This is a genomic window from Streptomyces sp. NPDC091281 (assembly GCF_044757425.1).
Taxonomy (GTDB): domain Bacteria; phylum Actinomycetota; class Actinomycetes; order Streptomycetales; family Streptomycetaceae; genus Streptomyces.
This window is the reverse complement of record NZ_JBIVUY010000002.1, coordinates 163,454-186,138: the sequence shown is the minus strand read 5'-3', so window position 1 is coordinate 186,138 and position 22,685 is coordinate 163,454. Positions and strand designations below refer to the sequence as shown.

Below are 22,685 nucleotides of genomic sequence, written 5' to 3'. Positions count from 1 at the left end.
GGCGGGGGGGGCCCCCCCCCCGGGGGCGGGGGCCCCCCCCCCCCCCCCGGGGGCGGGCCCCGGGGGGGGGGGGGGGCGGGGGCCCGGGGAGTAAAAAGGTACCCCCGCCGGCTTGCGGGCGCGCCCCCCGCGGCGCGGGGGGCCCCCCCCCCCCGGGGCCCCCCCCCCCCCCCCCGGGGCGCGGGGGGGGCCCCCCCCCCCGGGGGGGGGGGGGCCCCCCCGCCCCCGCCGTGTCGCGGGCCCGTCAGTGGAAGAAGTGCCGGGTCCCGGTGAAGTACATGGTGACCCCGGCCTTCTTCGCGGCCTCGACGACGAGTTCGTCACGGACCGAACCGCCCGGCTGCACCACGGCCTTCACCCCGGCCCCGACGAGGATCTCCAGCCCGTCCGGGAAGGGGAAGAACGCGTCCGACGCGGCGTACGAGCCCCGCGCGCGCTCCTCGCCCGCCCGCTCGACGGCGAGCTTCGCGGAGTCGACCCGGTTGACCTGGCCCATGCCGACGCCGACCGAGGCGCCGTCCTTGGCGAGCAGGATCGCGTTGGACTTCACGGCCCGGCACGCCGTCCACGCGAAGGACAGCTCGCGCAGCTCCTCGGCGGAGAGCGGCTCGCCGGTGGCGAGGGTCCAGTGCGCCGGGTCGTCGCCGTCGGCCTGGAGACGGTCGGTGACCTGGAGCAGCGCGCCCCCGTCGACCGGCTTCAGCTCGACCGGGTTCGCCGGGGCGCCGGGCGCCTTCAGGACACGGATGTTCTTCTTCTTGGCGAGCGCCTCCAGGGCGCCCTCCTCGTAGTCCGGGGCGACGATGACCTCGGTGAAGATCTCCGCGACCTGCTCGGCCAGCTCCTTGCTGACCGGCCGGTTCACGGCGATGACCCCGCCGAACGCGGACAGCGGGTCGCAGGCGTGCGCCTTGCGGTGCGCCTCGGCGACGTCGGCGCCGATCGCGATGCCGCACGGGTTGGCGTGCTTGATGATCGCGACGGCGGGCTCGGCGTGGTCGTACGCGGCACGGCGCGCGGCGTCCGTGTCCGTGTAGTTGTTGTACGACATCTCCTTGCCGTGCAGCTGCTCGGCCTCGGCGAGGCCGCCGCCGGTGCCGTCCACGTAGAGCGCGGCGGGCTGGTGCGGGTTCTCGCCGTAGCGGAGGGTGTTCTTCCGCTCCCAGGTGGCGCCGAGGAAGTCGGGGAAGCCGGACGCGTCGACGGGCGCGTACGAGGACGCGAACCAGGAGGCGACGGCGACGTCGTAGGCGGCCGTGTGCCGGAAGGCCTCGGCGGCGAGCCGCTTGCGGGTGACGAGGTCGAAGCCGCCGCCCGCGACCGCGGCGAGGACGTCGCCGTACCGCTCCGGGCTGGTCACGACCGCGACGGAGGGGTGGTTCTTCGCCGCGGCGCGGACCATCGACGGGCCGCCGATGTCGATCTGCTCCACGCACTCGTCCTCGGAGGCGCCGGAGGCGACCGTCTCCCGGAACGGGTACAGGTTGACGACGACCAGGTCGAACGGCTCCACGCCCAGCTCGGCGAGCTGCTCGCGGTGGCTGTCGAGGCGCAGGTCGGCGAGGATGCCCGCGTGCACCTTGGGGTGCAGGGTCTTCACCCGGCCGTCCAGGCACTCGGGAAAGCCGGTCAGCTCCTCGACACGGGTGACGGGGACGCCCGCGCCCGCGATGCGGGAGGCGGTGGAACCGGTGGAGACGAGCTGGACCCCGGCCGCGTGCAGCCCGCGGGCCAGCTCCTCCAGACCGGTCTTGTCGTAGACGCTCACGAGCGCGCGACGGATCGGCCGCTGGGTGCCCTCGGTGCGCGCGGGGTCGCTCGCGGCGGTGCTCGCGGCAGTGCTCTCGGCGGTCACGGGATAAGTACCTTTCGTCCCTCGATGCGGTGGCCGTTGCGGGCGAGACGCCCCACGACCTCGACGAGCAGCCTTCGCTCGACGTCCTTGATGCGCTCGTGCAGCGCGCTCTCGTCGTCCTCGTCCCGGACCTCCACCACGCCCTGCGCGATGATCGGCCCGGTGTCGACGCCGTCGTCGACGAAGTGGACGGTGCAGCCGGTGACCCGGACGCCGTACGCGAGCGCGTCGCGCACACCGTGGGCGCCGGGGAAGGCGGGCAGCAGGGCGGGGTGGGTGTTGACGAACCGCCCGCCGAACCGGGCCAGGAACGCCTTGCCGACGATCTTCATGAACCCGGCGGACACCACGAGGTCGGGCGCGTGGGCGGCGACCGCCTCGGCGAGCGCCTCGTCCCACTCCTCCCGCGTCCCGTGGTCCCTGACCCGGACGACGAAGGTGGGGAGCCCGGCGCGCTCGGCGCGCGCCAGCCCCTCGACGCCCTCGCGGTCGGCTCCGACGGCCACGATCTCGGCGCCGTAGGCCCCGGCGCCGGTGGCGGCGATCTCGTCGAGCAGCGCCTGGAGGTTCGTACCGGATCCGGAGACCAGCACGACGAGGCGCTTGGCCACGGGCTTGGCGGCCACGGTGGGGCCCTTTCTCGGGGAGACGTCTGTCCCGGCCGCTTGTCCGTTCCTACGAATGCATCGCGCCCCGCGATACGGGGAAGCCTACGAACCGGCCGACGGTCAGCAACGATACCGGCACACCGGACGGCCCCCGCGGGACGGGGGCGTGGCCGGAAGGTAGCGTCAGGGGCGAGCGGGCCCGGGAACGCGGCCGACGTACGGATCGTTCCCGGAGTGACCGCTCGCACCGGGCCCGCCCGACCACTCCCGACGATCTAGGGGAAGACGCTCACTTGATGCCGGACCGCAGCCTGCGCCTCCTCACGCTCCCCCCGCTGTCACCGCAGGGAGGGGAGCGCGGCGCCGTGCTGCTGCGGGAGCGCCCATCCTCCCCGCCGGACGCCCCCTCGGGCCGCGACGGCGGCCAGGGCGACGGAGCCTCGGGGGACACGCCCCCGAAGGACGACAACCCCTTCGCCCCGCCCCCGGAGGGCACCCCGGACCGCCCCTGGCAGCCGCGCCGCCCGGAGCAGGACGGCGGCGGTGACGGCGGCGACTCCTCCCCCTGGGGCAGCCAGTGGAGCGACCGCCAGCCCGGCCGCGCCTCCGGCGGCGGCTTCGGCGAGCGCCCCGGCCGCCCCCCGGAGGGCGGCGGCCCCGGCGGCAACACCCCCGCCCCGCGCTGGGACCCCACGGACCCGGCCCAGCGCCGCGCCCGCTACGCGCTGCTGTGCGGCATGTGGGCGTTCTTCTTCGTCCTCTTCGGCTGGCCGTACGTGGCGCTCCTCCTCGGCGCCCTCGCGCTCAACTGGGGCATCAGCGCCCTCCGCGCCAAGCCCCGCCCGCCCGCCCCCGACGCCCCCCAGCCCCAGGCCCCCACCGGCCGCCCCCAGACCACCGCGGCCATCAGCGGCATCGTCACCGCCTCCCTCGCCCTGGCCCTGGTCGCCCTGGTCTTCACCGCCCAACTCGTCTACCGCGACTACTACACCTGCACCAAGGACGCCCTCACCTCAGAGTCCAAGCAGTCCTGCGAGCGACTGCTGCCGGAGCAACTGCGCAACGTGCTGGGCGCGAACACGTAGAGGTCTTCCAACCCGCCGCCACTTGAGGACGCGCCCCCGCCCCCCTCTTTTCAGCCCGTCCGGCGCTTGAGGACGAGGCCCGTCCAGGGCCGAAAGGGGGGTCTGGGGGCACAGCCCCCAGGGACGGGACGGGAAGGGGCGGCGGGGGCAACTCAAAGCTCGTCCCGATCGAAGTCGTACGGCTCCTCCTCGAACCCCGCACCCCCGGCCCGGGGTTCGTCCCCCGCCCCCACGGACACCACCGCCTCCCCCACCGCCCCCGCGGGCGCGGGCACGACCAGGGACCCCGCCGTGGACCCCCCGTCCCGACCCCCTCGCTCGACCCCCCGCGCCCACCACCAGCGCGACACCAGCCCCACCGGCACCCCCACCCCCGCCACCCACCCGGCGACCGCCACCCCCACGGCCCACCCCACCGGCCCGAACGAGGCCAACGCCCCCACCCCCAGCGGCCCCCCGGCCAGCTCCGCCAGCCCCCCGGACACCACCCCGCACACCACGCCCGCGAGCCCCACCACCCCGGCCGTCCGCCGCCAGGGCCACACCCCACCGCCCCCGCCGCCCCCGGCCTCGCCCCCCACCGCGGCCCGCGCCACGAACACCCCGACCGCTCCCCCGGCGCCCGCGGCGACCACCCCGGCGAGCCAGTTCGGCACCCCGCCGCTCCCCGCGTCCGGCACCGCCGCCAGCAGCGGGAACGGCGGCAGCAGCGGCGCCGGATCGGAGGCGAGCGGCGTCACGACCTGCCCGGCGCCGAGCAGGAACCCGGGCCCGACGGCGTAGGCGGCACCCCACACCGCCGCGTTCGGCACCAGCACCACACAGAGCATCAGCACGGCGAACCGCCCGGACCACCCCTCGGTCAGCTCCAGGAACGCCCCGCGCGCCGCACCGAGGTGCCACACCGAGGACACGGCGACGAGGAGGGCGCCCCCGCCGACCAGCAGCGCGGCCCCGGCCCCGGCGGCCCGGACGGCGACGGCGACCCGGACCCGCCCCTCGGCGCCGAGGAGGTGCCGCCGCGGCCCGCGCGGCAGCTTGAGCAGGACGGCGTCGACGGGTTCGCGGGGCCGCCCGTGGGCCGACCAGACGCCGCATCCGGCGGCGGCCGAGGCGAGGACGGGCAGGCAGACGACGGTCCACGGCCAGGAGGGCGGCAGGGCGCCCCCGGCCGCGTAGACGGCCGCGCCCGCCCCGACGACGAGATAGCCGAGCACGACACCGGACCAGACCGTCCACGGATTCACGCGGTGCCCCTCCACGCCGTGGGCGCTCCCGGCGGCGCGATCCCCGACGGGGGCGGTGTCGCCGTCCCCGTCCCCGTCGCCGCCCCCCGCGTCGACCGCGTCGCGCGCGGCCCGGTGCACCAGCCACACCGGCAGCGCGAGCAGCAGCAGCGGGGTCACGCCGACCGGCGCGGGCACCCCGGACAGGGTGTCGGGGCGGACCAGTTCGATCCCGTGGGCCAGCAGCCAGAGCGAGGCGGCGACGTGCAGCGCGCCGTCGGGTCCGCTGTCGGGGTAGGGCGAGCTGATCCACAGGACCATCACCGGCACGGCGAGCGAACCGAGTCCGAGCCCGGCCGCCAGGAGACCGCCGAGCAGACCGGTGGCGAGGCCGGGGGAACGGTCCCGCACCCGGGCGAGCAGGGCGGACAGCGAACGGCGGACGGTCATCAGGATCACGCCCGCCATGCTCCCAACGACACGCGCTTTCCCGTCGTAACAGGCGAACCACCGTTGTGTCGCTCAATATAAGTTTATGTACTTTTTCGTACTGTTCGCGCTGAGGGGTGCCCCGTGAACCAGAGCCCCGACACCCCCCTCCCCCCGCCCAAGGAGCGCCGACGCCTGCGCGAGAAGGGCGGGCTGACCCAGGCTCAGCTCGCCGCGCGGCTCGGCGTCGGCCGGGAGACGGTGCGCGCGTGGGAGACCGGGCGCTCGACTCCGCGCGGGCGTACGCGGGTGGCGTACGCGAACCAGTTGGCCTCCCTCGCCAAGGGCGCCGAACAGGTGCCCGCCGCGCCCGCCCTGACGGCCGGTCGGGACCCGGCGGCGCGGCACCGGCCCGCCCCCGCGACGGCGACCGCCCCGGCCGCGCACCCCGCACCGCCCGCGCCCCCGCACGCTCCACCACCGGCGCCCGTCACCGCCGTGGCCGTGGCCGCACCACCGGAAGCGCCCCCGCGGCCGGACCGGTCGGCGCCTTCCGCCCCCGGCACCCCGGTCGACCCGGACCAACCCCCGCCCCCACCGCGCCCGCTGACCCCCGCTCAGGCCTTCGACGCGCTCTACGCCTTCTGCGCCCCCGCCCTGGTCCGGCAGGCCTACCTCCTCACCGGCCGCCGTGAACTGGCCCGCGAGGCGGTCGAGCAGGCTTTCCAGACGGCGTGGCAGCGCTGGCCCGAGGTGGCCGTCGACCCGGACCCGGCGAGCTGGGTGCGGGCCACGGCGTACGAGTACGCGCTCTCGCCCTGGCACCGGTTCCGCCCCCGCTACCGGCACCCCGAGCCGCCGCCCGCCGACGTCTCCGACCGGGCCCTCATGGACGTCCTCCTCGCGCTGCCGCCGTCGTACCGGCGCACGCTGCTGCTGCACGACGGGGTGGGGCTCGGGCTGGCGGAGACCGCGGCGGAGACCGAGGCGAGCACGCCCGCGGCGGCGAACCGGCTGCTGAACGCGCGGGCCGCGGTCACCGCGCGCCTGCCCGACCTGGGCGAACCGGCCGAGCTGCACCGGCGGCTGGCGCGCACGGCGTCCGCGGAACGGCTGCGCGCCGCGAAACCGCCGACGGTACGGATGGGCAGTGAGCGCCGGGCCCGGTTCTGGACACGGGCGGCGATCGCGTTCACGGTCGCGCTGATCGGGGCGACCGCCCTCACCCTGAACACGGCGCCCACCCACTACGAGCCACCGGTGCCGCCCGGCGAGACCGTGCGCGGGGTGCCGCCGCGCCCGGCGCCCGGCACCCTCTCCGACGCGGAACTCACCCTGCGCGCCAAGCTCCGCTCGGAGGCCGCGCACGGACCGGAGCGCGTGCTGCCCGAACCCCGGTGAGGCACGTTCCGCCCGCCGCCCGGTGAGGCACCGGGCACGCCCGTGCGCTGTGCCGCGTACGCCGATGGGCCCGCCCCCGGAGAGGGAGCGGGCCCATCGGCGTGGTGCGGGGGGGCGTGGGTCAGCCGGCGAGGATCTCGCGGGCCAGCTTCGCCGTCTCGGTCGGGGTCTTGCCGACCTTGACCCCGGCGGCCTCCAGGGCCTCCTTCTTCGCGGCGGCCGTGCCGGAGGAACCGGAGACGATGGCGCCGGCGTGGCCCATGGTCTTGCCCTCGGGCGCGGTGAAGCCCGCGACGTAGCCGACGACCGGCTTCTTCACGTTCTCCTGGATGTACGCCGCGGCGCGCTCCTCGGCGTCGCCGCCGATCTCACCGATCATCACGATCAGGTCGGTGTCGGGGTCGGCCTCGAACGCGGCGAGCGCGTCGATGTGGGTGGTGCCGATGACCGGGTCGCCACCGATGCCGACGGCCGACGAGAAGCCGATGTCCCGCAGCTCGTACATCATCTGGTACGTCAGCGTGCCCGACTTCGAGACCAGACCGATGCGGCCCGGCTTCGTGATGTCGCCCGGGATGATGCCCGCGTTGGACTGGCCGGGGGTGATGAGACCCGGGCAGTTCGGGCCGATGATGCGGGTCTTGGCGCCCTTCTCCACGGCGTACGCGTAGAACGCGGCGGAGTCGTGGACGGCGATGCCCTCGGTGATGACCACCGCGAGGGGGATCTCCGCGTCGATCGCCTCGACCACGGCGGCCTTGGCGAAGGCCGGCGGTACGAAGAGGACGGACACGTCGGCGCCCGTCTTCTCGATCGCCTCGGCGACCGAGCCGAAGACCGGGATCTCGGTGCCGTCGAAGTCGACGGAGGTGCCCGCCTTGCGGGGGTTCACGCCACCGACGATGTTGGTGCCGTCGGCCAGCATGAGCTTGGTGTGCTTCATGCCCGTGGCACCGGTCATGCCCTGGACGATGACCTTGCTGTCCTTGGTGAGGAAGATAGCCATGGCTGTGGTGTCCCTGGTCCCTTACTTCGCGGCCGCGAGCTCGGCGGCCTTGTCGGCCGCGCCGTCCATGGTGTCCACGCGCTGCACGAGCGGGTGGTTGGCGTCGGAGAGGATCTTGCGACCCAGCTCGGCGTTGTTGCCGTCCAGGCGGACGACCAGCGGCTTGGTGACGTCCTCGCCCTTGTCGGCCAGCAGCTGGAGCGCCTGGACGATGCCGTTGGCGACCTCGTCGCAGGCGGTGATGCCGCCGAAGACGTTGACGAAGACGGACTTGACGTCCGGGTCGCCGAGGATGATCTCCAGGCCGTTCGCCATGACGGCCGCGGAGGCGCCGCCGCCGATGTCGAGGAAGTTGGCGGGCTTGACGCCGCCGTGGGCCTCACCGGCGTAGGCGACGACGTCGAGGGTGCTCATGACGAGACCCGCGCCGTTGCCGATGATGCCGACCTCGCCGTCGAGCTTGACGTAGTTGAGGTTCTTCTCCTTGGCCGCGGCCTCCAGGGGGTTGGCGGACGCGTGGTCCACCAGCTCCTCGTGGTCGGGGTGGCGGAAGTCGGCGTTCTCGTCGAGCGTCACCTTGCCGTCGAGGGCGATGACGTCGCCGGAGGCGACCTTGGCCAGCGGGTTGACCTCGACGAGGAGGGCGTCCTCGGCGACGAAGGTCTTCCACAGCGTGACGAGGATGTCGGCGACCTTGTCGGCGACCTCGGCCGGGAACTTGGCCGCCGCGACGATCTCGCGGGCCTTCTCGGGGGTCACGCCCTCGTTGGCGTCGATCGGCGTCTTGGCGACGGCGTCCGGACGGGTGGCCGCCACCTCCTCGATCTCCATGCCGCCCTCGACGGACGCGATGGAGAGGAACGTCCGGTTGGCGCGGTCGAGGAGGAAGGAGACGTAGTACTCCTCGACGATCTCGGGCGCGGTCTCGGCGATCATCACCTTGTGGACCGTGTGGCCCTTGATGTCCATGCCGAGGATGTCCGTCGCGCGGGCGACGGCCTCGTCCGGGCTGGCGGCCAGCTTGACGCCACCGGCCTTCCCGCGACCACCGACCTTCACCTGCGCCTTGACGACGGACTTGCCGCCCAGACGCTCGGTGATCTCGCGCGCCGCATCAGGCGTGTCGATGACTTCACCGGCCAGCACCGGTACATCGTGCTTGGCGAAGAGGTCCCTCGCCTGGTACTCGAACAGGTCCACGCGCTTCCGTCCCTATCAGTGATCTCGCGGTTCGTTGGATGCGTGGGCGTGCCGCGAAGGGCAACGTGACGTCCGCTGTGTCACAAGGGAAGCGCACACGGTGTCCGAGCGCGCGGCATGTCCGTCTCGCAGGTTATCCCTGGTTCGCGGAGGCCCCTAAATCGCGAGTCACACCTGAGCGGTGATACCTGTCACATGATGCCGTCGAGGGGTGCCGTGACTGGCACGCGGTGCCGCCGGGGGCGGCGGGGGATCGCCCGGCGCGGGGGTCTTCGGTGGGGGTCTCCCGGCGGGGAGCCGGCGCGGGGGCGCTTCGGAAGTACTCGCGGGGTGGGGTCCCACCGGGTTGGGGTTGACCCGGTGGGACCCCGTGATCAGCCCGCTGGGGGCCCAGGGCGGGGCCGTCCCCACCCCAATGGCGACGGTCACGCCCTGTCCGCGGAGGGTCGGCCGGTCGGGTCCGACGGCTTTCGGCCGTCCGGTCGTCCCCTCCACGGAGCGGATGCCCGCCGTCCGTCGGGGGAGTCCTGGCGGCCGGGCCGCCCGCGCGGCGCGCCGGGGGGGGGCGCGGGGCGGTGGCGGACCCGGCGGGCGGGCGCTCCGGGGGCCTTCCGGACGGGGGTCCGGCGGGTCCGGGGCGGCGGACGACTCCCGCGCGAGGGGAACGGGCGGTCGATCCTCGCACGGAGATCCGGCGGGTACGCAAGCCCCGAGTTACCGATGGGTAATCATGTCCGGTTCGTCCGCCGGTGCGGTCTGTTTCCGCGGAGAGCGCGGAGAGCGGGGAGGGGGAGGAGAGTGTCGGAGCCCGGGTGGGGGTGGCTGGGTGGGGGGTGGCTGGGAGGGGGCGCGGGGCGGGGGGTGTCTAGGTGGGGGTGCTTTGGGCTCTCGGGTGCGGGGCGTCGGGGTCCGGTACGGGGAGGGGTCTGCGCTCGATCGCCGCCGCCATCACCTCGGGGAAGAGGTCCGGGGTGCAGGCGAAGGCGGGCACGCCCAGCGCGGCGAGTCCGGCCGCGTGCTCCCGGTCGTACGCCGGTGTCCCCTCGTCCGACAGCGCGAGCAGCGCGACCATCTGCACGCCCGCCGCCTTCATCGCGGCGGCCCGTTTCAGCATCTCGTCGCGGATGCCGCCCTCGTAGAGGTCGCTGATGAGGACGAGGACGGTGTCGGCGGGGCGGGTGACGCGGGTCTGGCAGTAGGCGAGGGCGCGGTTGATGTCGGTGCCGCCGCCGAGGCGGGTGCCGAACAGGACGTCCACCGGGTCGTCGAGCTGGTCGGTGAGGTCGGCGACGGCGGTGTCGAAGACGACGAGCCGGGTGCTGACCGCCCGCATCGAGGCGAGGACCGCGCCGAACACCGAGGCGTACACCACCGAGGAGGCCATCGAGCCGGACTGGTCGACGCAGAGGATCACGTCCTTGCGGACCGACCGCGCCGCCCGCCCGTAGCCGACCAGCCGCTCGGGCACCACCGTGCCGTGTTCGGGCAGGTAGTGCTGGAGGTTGGCGGCGATCGTGCGGTTCCAGTCGATGTCGTGGTGGCGGGGCCGGGTCACGCGCGCACTGCGGTCGAGGGCGCCGGTGAGGGTGGCGCGGGTGCGGGCGGCGAGGCGTCGCTCCAGGTCGTCGACGACCTTGCGGACGACCGTGCGGGCCGTCTCCTTCGTCGTTTCCGGCATCGCCCGGGTGAGGGAGAGCAGGGTGCCGACGAGGTGGATGTCGGGCTCGACCGCCTCCAGCATCTCGGGTTCGGTCAGCAGCGCGGCCAGCCCGAGCCGGTCGATTGCGTCGCGCTGCATGACCTGGACCACGGAGGACGGGAAGTACGTCCGGATGTCGCCGAGCCAGCGCGCGACGGACGGCGCGGACGCCCCGAGCCCCGCCGCCCGGTCCCGTCCCGTCCGGGGTCCGTCCTCCTTGCCGTAGAGCGCGGCGAGGGTGCCGTCCATCGCGGCGTCCCGCCCGGAGAGGGGGTGCCCGGTGCCGTCGGCCTCGCCCCCGCCGAGCACGAGCCGCCAGCGACGGAGCCGCTCGACGTCGTCGGGAACGGCGGACGGGGTGGTGGGCGTCGTCCCGGTCCCTCCGGTGCGGCTGGGGGGCGTCGTCATGGGCGGGCCTCCGCGAGGTGGTCGGTGGGGTCGTGGTGGGTGGGGTCGGGGTTGTGGTGGGTGGGATCGCGCTCGACGGGGTCGCGGTGCGGGTGGGCGGACGGGCGCGGAGATGGCGGCGGGGGCGGTGATTCGTCGAGCCCCAGCAGCAGACGGACCACGGGCAGTACGGCGTCCGCGCGCGCCGCGTCGGGCTCGGTGCCGAAGCCGAGGGGGCCGTCCGCCGCGGGGGTGGTGCCCGCCCGCTCCCCCGGCCCGCGCCGGACCAGCTCACCGAGCGTGCGCCGCACGCCCGTCGCGTACGCCGAGAACGTCCGCCGCAGCAACGGCAGCACGTCCGTGAACGCCTCGGGCGGCACCCCGGTCAGCCAGCCGTCGATCAGGCCGAGCAGCCGCTCGTCGTGGACCAGGAGGAGCCCGCCTCCCGAGCCGCCGCCGACGAAGCCCTCGATCCAGACGGCGGCCTCGGCCGGCGGCGTGCCCGGCGACAGCGCCAGCCCCATCAGCCGGGCGGCCTCCTCCGGCTCCAGCGCCCCGTCGTCCAGCAGCAGCCGTACGGCCCGGCCGCGCACCCCGCCCGCGACGGCGTCCCGCCGCGCCAGCACCCGCAGCACGTCCCGCCAGCGGGCGGGCAGCCCCCCGAGGTCCGCACCCGCCGGGTGCCTGCCTGCCGGGTGCCCGCCTGTCTGGTGCCCGCCTGCCCTGGCCTCGGCGGTGCCGGGGTCGGGGTCGGCCTGCTGGAGGGGGGCGTCGTGTGGGCGGGGCGTCGTCTCCGCGAGGAGGCCGACCGCGCCGTGCACCGCGTCGACATGGCGGCGCATCTCCTCGGCGGCCTCGGTGTCGAGGGCGGCGCAGGCGGGCGGCAGGCCGACGAAGACCCGCTCGGCGAGACCCGCCGCGACCTCGGCGAGGGCGCCGGTGTCGGTGCCGCGGACGTCGCCGTACCGCAGGGAGCGGACGAGGGCGGGGAGGGCCTGGGCGAGGCGGCCGACGTCGGTGTCGAGGGCCGCCCGGTCGGCGAGGGCGCGCATCACCGTGCGCAGCGCGTCGGGCAGCCCGGCGAGCAGGCAGCGTTCGGCGAGCGCGGTCACCTCGGCGAGGCCGGGCGCGGCGACGGCGTCCGCCTCGGCCCTGGCGGTCGCGGCGGCGCGCACGGTCGTCCCCCACACTCCGGCCTCCGCCACCCGCAGCGACAGTTCGGGCTCCCAGCGCAGCCGCCACGTCTCCCGGAACGTGCCCGTGCCGCCCCGCGCTCCGACCGGCTCGCCCCAGGCGACGTCGAGCAGCCGGAGCCGGTGGAGCAGTCGGCCGCGCTCGGCGTCGGTCTCCTTGCGCAGGTCGAGGTCGAGCGCGCGCTCCTGCGCCTCGGGCCGCAGCCGGAGCCGCCGTTGCGCGCGGTCGAGGTCGCGCTGCAACGGCACGGCGGGCGCGGCGGCGGGCACCTCGCCGAGGACGTCGCCGACGACGAGGCGGTCCCGGACGAGGGCCAGCGGCACGTCCGAGCCCTCGCAGAGCACCGCGCGCACGGCGTCGGTGGCCTCGCCGAGGCCGGGCAGCGGGCGGCCCCGCAGCGCGGCGAGCGTCTCCGCCAGCCGGACCGCCTCGATGACGTGCGCCGGGGAGACGATGTGGTCCTCCTCCCGCAGCAGGCCCGCCACCTTGGTCATCCACCGCTCGACCGGCCGGTCCGGCGCGGCGAACAGATGGCCGTACCAGCCCGGCGAGTCGATGCCCGCGCCGTATCCCCCGGCCCGCGCCAGTCTGCGGTGGGTCCAGGGCACCCAGGTCAGGTCGGCCTTCACCTTGGGCAGCCCCTTGAGGAGCGCCCGGTCGGCGGCGACGGGCGTCCGCTGCCTTAGCGCGGGCACGTGCCAGGCCCCGCACACCACGGCCACGCCCGCGTCGCCGTGCTCCCGGCGCGCCGCCCGCAACCGCAGCCGCATGTGGGCCTCCCGCACGGGGTCCCGCTCGTCGCCCGCGTGCCCGTACGTCTCCCTCAGGGCCGTCATCGCCTCCTCCACGGCGGTGAACGGCGCGAACGGGTCCGGCTGCTCCGGGTCCCCGTCCGTGCGGTGCTCGACGGCGTCCTCCCACCAGCGCTCCGGGTCGTCGTGCCCGGCGGCGGCTGCGAGGACGGCGAGCGGGTCGATCCGCAGTCCGTCACGGCCGGGGGCGGTGGGTGCACTGGGTGCGCCGGGTGCGGCGAACTCCCCTTCGCCGTTACGACCGTCCAAGGCGCTCTCCGAGTCCTTGGTGTCCTCGGTGTCCTCGGTGTCTCCCAGGTCGTGGCCGTCGTCGGGGTCCTCCCGTCGCCAGGCCAGGGAGTGGGCGGCCGGGAGGTCGATGAAGTGGGCGGGGACGCCGTGGTCCAGGGCCCAGCGCAGGGCGACCCACTCCGGGGAGAACGCGGCGAACGGCCAGAACGCGGACCGGCCGGGCTCGTCCACGGCATGGGCGAGCAGGGCGACGGGCGGCCGCATCGTCTCGTCGGCGGCGAGCGGGATCAGCGCGTCGGCCTCCGGCGGCCCCTCGATGAGCAGCACCCTTGGCCGGGCCGCGTCCAGCGCCCGCCGCACGGCGCGCGCCGACCCCGGCCCGTGGTGACGCACCCCGAGCAGCAGGGGTCCGGCGCCGGGCCCCCGGGTCCCGGCAGCATCGCCGCCGGAGCCGATGCCGTGGGCGCCCCTGGTCACGGTCTCGCCCCCGGTCCCGGTCTCGCTCTTGGCCGCTCGCCCGTCGGCACGTCCGGTCGTCCCTCCCCCGTTCCCGGCGATGCCGGGCTCGGCGCGGCTCCTCCCGGCGGCTCCGCGCCCCACCGGGCCGCCCGCCACCCCGGCGCCCCCCACCGCCGGGTCCCCCAGCCCGTCACCGTGCCCGGAGGCTCCCCCCGCCGGACTCCCCCCGGACGGGCGGCCCGCCCCGCCCGCCCCGGCCGGTCCGGTCCCCGAGTCCCCGGCCGCGGGGGCGCTCAGCTCGCCGCCGGGCATCCCGTACCCCCTCCTCCCCGGCCCCCCGCCGGGCTGCCGGGTGCTCCGGGCGCGTGGTCCCAGCGGGTGTCGTCGTCCTCGCCGCCAGTGGCGGGACCCGGCGGGTGCGCGCGGTGCACCGGGCGGAGGGACAGCACGTACGGGACGAGGGTCGCGGCGGTCACGCGCTCACCTCCCGGCAGGCGCGGTAGAAGTCCGTCCAGCCGTCCCGCTCACGGACCACCGCCTCCAGATACTCCTGCCAGACGACCCGGTCGGACGCCGGATCGCGGATCACGGCGCCGAGGAGTCCGGCGGCGACGTCCCCCGCGCGCAGCACGCCGTCGCCGAAGTGGGCGGCCAGGGCGAGTCCGCCGGTCACCACGGAGATCGCCTCCGCCGGGGACAGGGTGCCGCTGGGCGACTTGACCCTGGTCCGGCCGTCGACGGTGACGCCGTCGCGCAGCTCGCGGAAGACGGTGACGACGCGGCGGATCTCGTCGGCGCCGCGGGGCGCGGTCGGCAGATCGAGGGAGCGCCCGATCTGGTCGACGCGGCGCGCGACGATGTCGACCTCGGCCTCGACGCTGTCCGGCAGCGGCAGGACCACCGTGTTGAAGCGGCGGCGCAGGGCGCTGGACAGCTCGTTGACCCCCCGGTCGCGGTCGTTGGCCGTGGCGATCAGGGTGAAGCCGGGGACGGCCTGCACCTCCTGGCCGAGTTCCGGTATCGGCAGGGTCTTCTCCGACAGGACGGTGATGAGCGTGTCCTGGACGTCGGCGGGGATACGGGTCAGCTCCTCGACGCGCGCCGTGCGGCCCTCCGCCATGGCCCGCATGACGGGGCTCGGCACGAGGGCGTCCCGGCTGGGGCCGTGCGCGAGCAGTTGCGCGTAGTTCCAGCCGTAGCGGATCGACTCCTCGGGGGTGCCGGCGGTGCCCTGCACCAGCAGCGTCGAGTCGCCGCTGACAGCGGCGGCGAGGTGCTCGGAGACCCAGGTCTTGGCGGTGCCGGGGACGCCGAGCAGGAGGAGGGCGCGGTCGGTGGCGAGGGTGCTGACGGCGACCTCGACGACGCGGCGCGGGCCGACGTACTTCGGGGTGATCACGGTGCCGTCGGGCAGGGTGCCGCCGAGGAGGTAGGTGGCGACGGCCCACGGCGAGAGGTTCCAGCGGGCGGGGCGCGGTCGGTCGTCCCGGGCCGCCAGCGCGGCGAGTTCAGCGGCGAAGGCATCTTCGGCGTGCGGTCGCAGCACCTCCCGCACGGGGGTGCGGAGGCTGTCGGTGGTGGTGTCGTGGTGTGGGTCGGTGGACGGCGGTCCAGCGGTGACGGACATGGTCGAGGTCCCCTCCAGCTCGGCCGGTTCGGATCTGGTGTCCACCTTGCACGACCCCACTGACAATCGCCCTGACCTGCACAGACACCCCGATCGAGCCTGCGGTGGCCACCGCGTCCGGGCCTTCGGCGGACGGATTGTCAGTGGCAGGTCCTACGGTCGGAGACATGACTGAGCAGGGGGTGCACTGGACCGCGGATCAGGTGCTGTCACTGGCACCTGACGCCGCGTCACGCCGGTCGGGGAGCCAACTCGGTTCGCCCGGCCGCTGGTCCGGAACGGGAAGTTCCGAGGAGGGGGCGGTGTGGGGGTCGTGCGCGGGGAGCGGCAGCGCGGCGTACCGGACGGTCGTCGATGTCGAGGGCGCCACCAGTGCCGCGTACCGGTGCAGTTGCCCGAGCCGGAAGTTCCCGTGCAAACACGTGCTGGGGCTGCTGCTGCTCTGGTCCGGCGGGGAGGCGGCGGTGCCGGTCCGGCCCGAGGAGCAGGCGCCGGAGTGGGCGGAGTCCTGGCTCGCGGGACGACGCAGCCGTAGAGAAGGGGGAGGGGGCGGCGCGGCGGGGGGTTCCGGGGACGGCGGGGGGCCGGCCGATCCGGAGGCGGCGCGCCGCAGGGCCGAGCGGCGCGCCGAGCGGATCACGGCCGGGGCGGTGGAGCTGGAGCAGCGGCTCACCGACCTGCTGCGCTCCGGCCTAGCGAGCGCCGAGTCCGCGGGGTACGGGCTGTGGGAGGAGACGGCCGCCCGCATGGTGGACGCCCAGGCACCCGGACTGGCGGCGCGGGTGCGGGAGTTGGGGGTGCTGCCGGGGTCGGGGGCGGACTGGCCCGCGCGGCTGCTGGAGGAGTGCGCGCTGCTCCATCTCCTCGACCGGGGCTGGCTGCACCGCGACCGGCTGCCGGACGGCCTGGCGGCGACGGTCCGTTCACGGGTGGGCCTCACCGCGTCCCCGCAGGGCCCGCCGCTGCGCGACGACTGGCTCGTCCTCGCCCAGTACGACACGGCGGACCAGAAACTGACGACCCGCCGCATCTGGCTCCACGGCACGGTCTCCGGCCGTACGACCCTCCTCCTCTCCTACGGTGCGGCAGGCCGGGCGCCTGATCTCGTGCTGCCGGTCGGGCTGGCCGTCGACGCGGAACTGACCGCGTACCCCGGCGGCGGGCAGATGCGGGCCGCGCTGGGCGAGCGGTTCTCCCCGCCCGCGCCGACGGCGGTGCGCCCGCCCGGCGTGACCACGGTGCGGGCCGCCGCTCGGTACGGCGAGGCGCTGCGCGACGACCCATGGCTGGACTCGGTCCCGGTCACGCTGGACTCCGTCGTACCGACCCCGGACGGCGCGTCCTGGCACCTGGCGGACGCCGAGGGCGACACCGCGCTGCCGCTCACCGCGACCGCCGCCGCCCGGCCCGGCCTGTGGCGGCTGGTCGCCCTCGCGGGCGGCACCCCCGTCACGGTCTTCGGCGAGGTCGGCCACCGCGGCTTCACCCCGCTCACGGCCTGGCCACCCGGCCCCGGAGAGGCGGTACGCCTGTGCTGACCGCTCTCTCCCCCACACCCGCGCACGGCGACGACCCGCCGCGGCCCCTCACCACCTCCCCCGCACACCCCCTGCACCCCGCGGGGCCACCCCGTCATGCCCGTCCCACCGGCACCGGCACCCCCTTCCCGCCTCCCATCCCTCGACACAGCTCACCCCACACCTCACCGCACACCTCGCCACACGGAAGGAACCCGTCATGACCGGTGCCACCCCGACGCCCCGCACCCCGGCGGCCTCCTCCTGGCCGGACCTGGTCACCGCCGCGCTGCTCGGCACCGACCGGCGTACACCGCCGGGCACCGCACCGGGGCGTACGGCACCGGCCGCGCTGCTGGACGCGGCGGCGGCCGCGACCGTACGACGGCGGGCCGGACTGCGGCCGGGGCGGGCCGCGCCCCGGCCCGAGCCCGCGCCGGCCGACGGGCGGCCCGCGCTGCCCGCGGCGGCGGCCCGGCGGCTCACGCTGCTGCTGGCCGACCGGCCCGGCACAGGCGGAGGGGGCCGCCGGGGCACGGCGCCGGACCTGATGGAGCTGCTTCCCCAGTGGCTGGCCGCGGCCAACACCCGCGGTTTCGCGGCGCCCGCCGCCACGCTGCCCGCCCTGCTGGACGCGGCCCGGGGACGGACCGACCTGCGCCCGGCGGCGCTGGAGTTCGCGGGACCGCGCGCGCTGTGGCTGGCACGGCTCAATCCGGACTGGCGGTTCGCGCTCCGCTCGACGCCCGGGGGCGGCATGGCCCCGCCGGACGCGCGCGAGCCGGACCGGGTGGCGAAGCTGTGGGAGGAGGGCCTGTTCGCGGAGCGGGTGGCGCTGCTGGCCGCGGTGCGCGACCGCGACCCCGCCGAGGGCCGGGAGCTGCTGGCGCGGACCTGGGGGACGGAGCGGGCCGAGGACCGGCTGATGTTCCTGGACACGCTGCGCGGCGGACTCGGGCCCGCCGACGAGGCGTTCCTGGAACAGGCACTGGCCGACCGGAGCCGCACCGTGCGGGCCACGGCGGCCGAGCTGCTGTCGGCGCTGCCCGGCTCGGCGCTGGCCGCGCGGATGGCCGTACGGGCGGCGACCTGTGTGGCGGTCGACCACACCGGGGACGGCCCGGCGGTGGTCGTGGAGGCCCCCCACGGGTGCGACGCGGCGATGGAGCGGGACGGCGTGATCCCGAAGGCCCCGCCCGGACGGGGCGAGCGGTCCTGGTGGCTCGGCCAGCTCGTGGAGTCGGCCCCGCTCGCCTGCTGGCCGGACCGGCTGGGCGGCCGGACGCCCGCGCAGATCCTGGCGCTGCCGGTGGCGGACGGCTGGCGGGGCGAGCTGCACGCGGCCTGGTGCCGGGCGGCCGTACGGCAGCGGGACGCCGCCTGGGCGCGGGCGCTGCTGGGGGTGGCGTCGGCACCCGGCTCGGGCGGGCCGGGCGCGGTCTCCCTCGCCGAGCGCGCCAAGCTGCTGGGGACGCTCCCGGCGGTGGAGCGGGCCGGTTGGGTGGCGGGCTTCATCGAGGCGCACGGCCTGTCGGAGGCGTTCCAGCTCCTCGGGGTGTGCGCGGTGCCGTGGGCGCCGCCGCTCGGGCGGGCCGTGGTGGACGCGCTCAACATCGCGCGGGACGCGGGGAGTTACCCGTGGAGCTTCAGCGGGGTGATGGGCCTGGCCGAACGCTGCCTCGACCCGGCGGAGGCGGCCCGCCTGGACAGTCTGCTCGCGGTCCCGGAGGAACCGGAGGACGCGTCCCCCGGCGCCGGAGGGTACTGGGCGGAGGCGTTCCAGCGCCTCGGGACGACGCTGCGGCTGCGGGCGGTGATGACGGAGGAACTGGACCAGGCACCCGCCCGGACACCGGACCCGACACCGGTCGCCGACACCATCCACTCACCGGACGCCCCACGCCCACGGCGTGCCCCATGACACGCACCGCCACCACCGCCTCCGGGAGCGTCCCCCGGCCGGGCGCGCACCGCCTCCGGCCATCGCCCCGCCCGCACTCGCGGGGCGCCCACCGCCTGCGGCCACCGTCACGCCCGCAGGGCAGGCACCCCCTGCGTCCACCGGCAGCCCACCGCTCATGCCCTGCCCCGTGGCGCCCCAGAACCCCGTGGCGCCCTACCCCTCGGCGCCCCATACCCCCGTAGCGCCTCGTACCCCTGGCGGGCGGCCCGTCCTCGGGCACCCGCCCGGCCCGGCTACGCGCCTACGCCCCCGCGGGCTGGGACACGTTCGCCCGGACCCACTCGACGATCGACGTGGTAGTGGCGCCCGGGGTGAAGATCTCGGCGACGCCCTTCTCCTTCAGCGGCGCGATGTCGGCCTCGGGGATGATCCCGCCGCCGAAGACGAGGATGTCGGCCGCGTCGCGCTCGGTGAGCAGGTCGATCACGGCGGCGAAGAGCGTGTTGTGCGCCCCGGAGAGGATGGACAGGCCGATCGCGTCGGCGTCCTCCTGGATCGCCGTGTCGACGATCTGCTCGGGGGTCTGGTGCAGACCGGTGTAGATGACCTCCATACCGGCGTCGCGCAGCGCCCGCGCGATCACCTTGGCCCCGCGGTCGTGACCGTCGAGCCCCGGCTTGGCCACCACCACGCGGATCGGACCGGCTGCCACACCCATCACTGCCTCCATGAAGCGACTACATGCGTCCGTGAGCCGTCCGTACCGGACCCCGGATTCCGCGGGGTCCGCCGGGCCGGATTCCCGCGCCGACCGGCGCGGACACCCGCCGGACGGACCGGGGAAGTGAACGAACGTTATCTCCAGCATCCCGCACCCGGCAGTTTCTGGTGCGGACCGAGGGGGAAATCACACAGTGGGACACGTTCACCACACGCGGTTCCTCCTCCCCGGACGGGGAACCCGAGGAATCCGTGCAGACGGGAGCCGCGACAGGGTCGTCGCACCGCCGCGCCGCAGGCCGCGCGCCGCGGTGGTGCGACGCATCCGCGCAGGCCCGGCGGTGCACGCCGCCGAGGTCCGCGCCGCGCCTTCCATGAGGGCACACGGGGGACAGAGCCGTCCTCGATGTGCCGACAGGAGGTCGGCCATGCAGGTGACCAGGGCGCTGGAGCCCATCCTTCCGATCTGCCGCCGCCTGCTGCCCAAGCGGCTGACGGACCTCTCCACCCCCTTCCTCTCCGCGCCTTTCCTCAACGCGACCCTCCTCAAGGCGACCGCCCTGGAGATCGCGATCCTCGCGGGCCACCTCGTCCTCTATCCCTCCGGCATCGTCCAGGAACGCCGCGACCGCCCCGGCCCGTCCGACCGCCGCCACGGAACCACCGGCGACACGCCCGGCCACGGCGAGTCCGCGACCGCGACCGCACCCCACTCCCCCACCGCCTCGGCGCCCCCCACCGCCTCGGTCACCTCGGCCACCTCCGCCGCCCCCAGCACCTCCGCCTCCCCCGGCACCCCCGACGCACCGGCCCGCCTTCCCGCACCCCCGCCGACACCCCCCGTCGTCCTCCTCCACGGCTTCATCGACAACCGCTCCGTGTTCGTCCTGCTGCGCCGCAGCCTGGCCCAGCACGGCAGGCACCGGGTCGAATCGCTCAACTACTCCCCGCTGACCTGCGACATCCGCAGCGCCGCCGAGCTGCTCGGGCGGCACATCGAGGAGATCTGCGAGCGGGCGGGCGCCGACCGGGTCGACATCGTCGGCCACAGCCTCGGCGGCCTCATCGCCCGTTACTACGTGCAGCGGCTGGGCGGCGACACGCGCGTACGGACCCTGGTGACCCTGGGCACCCCGCACGAGGGCACCCGGGTCGCGCCGCTGGCGAACGCGCACCCGATCGTGCGCCAGATGCGCCCCGGCTCGGCGGTGATCGAGGAACTGGCGCTCCCGGCGGCCGGCTGCCGGACCCGGTTCGTCAGCTTCTGGAGCGACCTCGACCACCTGATGGTCCCGCTGGAGACCGCCCGCCTCGACCACCCCGACCTGATGACGGAGAACGTGCAGGTGAGCGGGGTCGGTCACCTCGCTCTGCCGGTGCACCCGGCCGTCGCGACCGGCATCCGGCGGGCCCTCGACCCCGACGACGCCGTCGAGGACCACGTCACCGCCGCGCCGCGAGCCGCGTCAGAAGCCGCGCCGGGGGTCCCGTCGGCGGCCGTTCCGGCCTCCGCGGTGGGCGCCGGGGGCCTCACCGTCGCCTGAACAAGTCGAACAGCCTTCGAACGTAAGGCCAAACCCGCGCCCGCCCTCCCCCGAAACAGGGCCGAATGCCCCTTTCCCGCAGGCACGAAACCTGCGGAAGATTGTCGTGCCCGCATACCGCCGGGTACAGTCGCCGCACTGCTCTGGCAGCCCCTGTTGTCGAGGCGAGAGAGAAGTTGGTGAACGACCGTCATCCGTCGGGGACCATGACCACCCCGGCTTCGGCTTCCGACGCCGACTCGGCGCACCAAGCGTCCTACGGCTCCCAGGAAGCCACGTACGGCGACTTCCTCACCACCGGCACGGCCTACGCGTACGACACCGGCGCGCACGCCACCACCGGTGCCCACGCGGCGGCCGGCCCGTACGCGGCCGACCCCCTCTTCGGCGACCTCCCCGGCGGCACCGCCGCGACCGGCGGATACGACGCCACTCAGTGGTCGACGGGCAGTCACCAGACGCTGAACCAGGACCCGTACGCGGCCCAGCACCACGCCGCCTACGACACGGGCGCGTACGACACCACCGCCTGGTCCACCGATCCGCAGCAGCTGTCCGGCATCCCGCCGCAGACCGGCGCCCCGGACGTCAGCGGCCAGTGGGACACGAGCGCCTGGCTCCCGGCCGACGGGTCCACCGCCCCGGCCGACCCCACCCAGCAGTGGGAGTGGGGCACGCAGCTCCACGACAGCGGCACCTACGACGCCACGCAGTGGAACTCGGGCGAGCAGACCTCCTACGAGGACGCGCCGCACGCCGACACCACGTACACGGAAGCCGAGTACGCGGACAGCGCGTACGGCGAGGCCGACACCACGTACGGCGAGACCGAGTACGCCGACGCCGAGCACGGTGATTACGGACACGGCGACTACGAGCACCCGGACTACGGTCAACACCCGTCCGGGGACGACGAGTCGGGGCTTCGGTCCACCGGTGAGATGCCCGCCGTGGAGCTGCCGCCCCTCCTGGACGACCAGGAGGAGACCGGCCCGGCGCCCGTCTCCCGGGTCGCCGCCCGCAGCGCGCACCGCTCCCGCCGCCGTACACCCGCGCGGCGCTCCGCGCTGCTGACCGTGGCGGTGCCCTCGGCGTGTGTGATGGGCGTGGCGGGGATCGCCGCGGCCTCGGTCTCCACGCTGACCGGCGGCGACGACACGGACACCGCGGCCGCCGCGGTGCCGGACGCGCAGCCGGTGAAGCCGTCCACCGCGAACAACAAGCTGGACGCGCAGCTCACCACGCTGACCGCCGGGGCGGACGACTTCGCGGACCGGGCGAGCCGGACGCAGGAGCGCATCGACCTCAAGGCGCAGCAGGAGCTGGAGAAGAAGAAGGCGGCGGCGGAGGCGGCCCGCAAGGAGCGGCTGCGTCCCAAGTACGCGCTGCCGGTGGCGAATCACGGGCTGAGCGCCTACTACGGCCAGTCCGGCATCAACTGGATGTCGCAGCACACCGGTATCGACTTCCCGGTGTCCTACGGCACCACGGTGATGGCGGCGACCGACGGCACGGTCCGCACCCAGTGGAACAGCGCCTACGGCAACATGGTCATCGTGACGGCGAAGGACGGCACGGAGACCTGGTACTGCCACCTCTCCAGCTACCGCGTCGCGTCCGGTTCGACGGTGAAGGCCGGCGACCCCATCGCGTACTCCGGGAACTCGGGCAACTCCACCGGCCCGCACCTGCACTTCGAGGTCCGGCCCGGCGGCGGTTCGTCGATCGACCCGCTGCCGTGGCTGCGCAGCCACGGCCTCGACCCGACGTAGACACACAGCC

15 protein-coding genes are annotated in these 22,685 nt (G+C 75.5%); 6 read left to right on the top strand and 9 right to left on the bottom strand.

Annotated features, from left to right (window positions below; translation table 11 throughout):
- Window positions 1–244: 244 nt before the first annotated feature.
- On the bottom strand, window positions 245–1,855 hold the full coding sequence (purH, locus tag ACIQPQ_RS05285) for a bifunctional phosphoribosylaminoimidazolecarboxamide formyltransferase/IMP cyclohydrolase (protein WP_401299953.1): 1,611 nt from the start codon (window positions 1,853–1,855) through the stop codon (window positions 245–247).
- A complete protein-coding gene (purN, locus tag ACIQPQ_RS05280; RefSeq protein WP_401299950.1) occupies window positions 1,852–2,481 on the bottom strand; it encodes a phosphoribosylglycinamide formyltransferase in 630 nt (209 codons plus the stop codon). Before purN ends, purH begins: the two co-directional genes overlap by 4 nt.
- Before the next feature lie 278 nt (window positions 2,482–2,759).
- On the opposite strand from purN, the gene ACIQPQ_RS05275 reads away from it, so the two are divergent.
- Window positions 2,760–3,548, top strand: a complete 789-nt coding sequence (locus ACIQPQ_RS05275; RefSeq protein WP_401299948.1) for a hypothetical protein — start codon at window positions 2,760–2,762, stop codon at window positions 3,546–3,548.
- 152 nt (window positions 3,549–3,700) lie between these two features.
- Here the strand turns inward: ACIQPQ_RS05275 and ACIQPQ_RS05270 are convergent, their stop codons facing one another.
- Window positions 3,701–5,242 carry a DUF6350 family protein gene (locus ACIQPQ_RS05270; RefSeq protein WP_401299945.1) on the bottom strand — a complete coding sequence of 514 codons (1,542 nt, stop codon included), beginning with the start codon at window positions 5,240–5,242 and terminating at the stop codon, window positions 3,701–3,703.
- A gap of 105 nt (window positions 5,243–5,347) precedes the next feature.
- On the opposite strand from ACIQPQ_RS05270, the gene ACIQPQ_RS05265 reads away from it, so the two are divergent.
- Window positions 5,348–6,604 carry a helix-turn-helix domain-containing protein gene (locus ACIQPQ_RS05265; RefSeq protein ID WP_401299943.1) on the top strand — a complete coding sequence of 419 codons (1,257 nt, stop codon included), beginning with the start codon at window positions 5,348–5,350 and terminating at the stop codon, window positions 6,602–6,604.
- Between the two features lie 121 nt (window positions 6,605–6,725).
- Here the strand turns inward: ACIQPQ_RS05265 and sucD are convergent, their stop codons facing one another.
- From sucD to ACIQPQ_RS05240, 5 genes are all read right to left on the bottom strand, one after another.
- Window positions 6,726–7,610, bottom strand: coding sequence for a succinate--CoA ligase subunit alpha (gene sucD / locus ACIQPQ_RS05260; protein ID WP_401299940.1), 885 nt, complete (start codon window positions 7,608–7,610; stop codon window positions 6,726–6,728).
- Between the two features lie 21 nt (window positions 7,611–7,631).
- Complete coding sequence (gene sucC / locus ACIQPQ_RS05255; RefSeq protein WP_401299937.1) at window positions 7,632–8,810, bottom strand: ADP-forming succinate--CoA ligase subunit beta; 1,179 nt, start codon at window positions 8,808–8,810, stop codon at window positions 7,632–7,634.
- A gap of 865 nt (window positions 8,811–9,675) precedes the next feature.
- The gene (locus ACIQPQ_RS05250; RefSeq protein ID WP_401299934.1) at window positions 9,676–10,917 is read right to left on the bottom strand and encodes a VWA domain-containing protein; all 1,242 of its coding nucleotides are present in this window, start codon (window positions 10,915–10,917) and stop codon (window positions 9,676–9,678) included.
- The gene (locus tag ACIQPQ_RS05245; protein WP_401301471.1) at window positions 10,914–13,589 is read right to left on the bottom strand and encodes a DUF5682 family protein; all 2,676 of its coding nucleotides are present in this window, start codon (window positions 13,587–13,589) and stop codon (window positions 10,914–10,916) included. The genes ACIQPQ_RS05250 and ACIQPQ_RS05245 overlap by 4 nt, the downstream gene beginning before the upstream one ends.
- 475 nt (window positions 13,590–14,064) lie before the next feature.
- Window positions 14,065–15,219, bottom strand: a complete 1,155-nt coding sequence (locus ACIQPQ_RS05240; RefSeq protein WP_401301468.1) for an AAA family ATPase — start codon at window positions 15,217–15,219, stop codon at window positions 14,065–14,067.
- Window positions 15,220–15,386: 167 nt separating this feature from the next.
- Between ACIQPQ_RS05240 and ACIQPQ_RS05235 the strand changes: the two genes are divergently transcribed.
- Window positions 15,387–16,757 carry an SWIM zinc finger family protein gene (locus tag ACIQPQ_RS05235; protein ID WP_401299931.1) on the top strand — a complete coding sequence of 457 codons (1,371 nt, stop codon included), beginning with the start codon at window positions 15,387–15,389 and terminating at the stop codon, window positions 16,755–16,757.
- Between the two features lie 199 nt (window positions 16,758–16,956).
- A complete protein-coding gene (locus ACIQPQ_RS05230; RefSeq protein ID WP_401299928.1) occupies window positions 16,957–18,657 on the top strand; it encodes a DUF5691 domain-containing protein in 1,701 nt (566 codons plus the stop codon).
- Between the two features lie 283 nt (window positions 18,658–18,940).
- Here ACIQPQ_RS05230 and ACIQPQ_RS05225 read toward each other — a convergent pair whose 3' ends face one another.
- The gene (locus tag ACIQPQ_RS05225) at window positions 18,941–19,357 is read right to left on the bottom strand and encodes a cobalamin B12-binding domain-containing protein (protein WP_383779695.1); all 417 of its coding nucleotides are present in this window, start codon (window positions 19,355–19,357) and stop codon (window positions 18,941–18,943) included.
- Between the two features lie 430 nt (window positions 19,358–19,787).
- On the opposite strand from ACIQPQ_RS05225, the gene ACIQPQ_RS05220 reads away from it, so the two are divergent.
- Window positions 19,788–20,903, top strand: coding sequence for an esterase/lipase family protein (locus ACIQPQ_RS05220; RefSeq protein ID WP_401299926.1), 1,116 nt, complete (start codon window positions 19,788–19,790; stop codon window positions 20,901–20,903).
- Window positions 20,904–21,109: 206 nt separating this feature from the next.
- Window positions 21,110–22,675, top strand: coding sequence for a M23 family metallopeptidase (locus ACIQPQ_RS05215; protein ID WP_401301465.1), 1,566 nt, complete (start codon window positions 21,110–21,112; stop codon window positions 22,673–22,675).
- The last annotated feature ends 10 nt before the right edge of the window (window positions 22,676–22,685 follow it).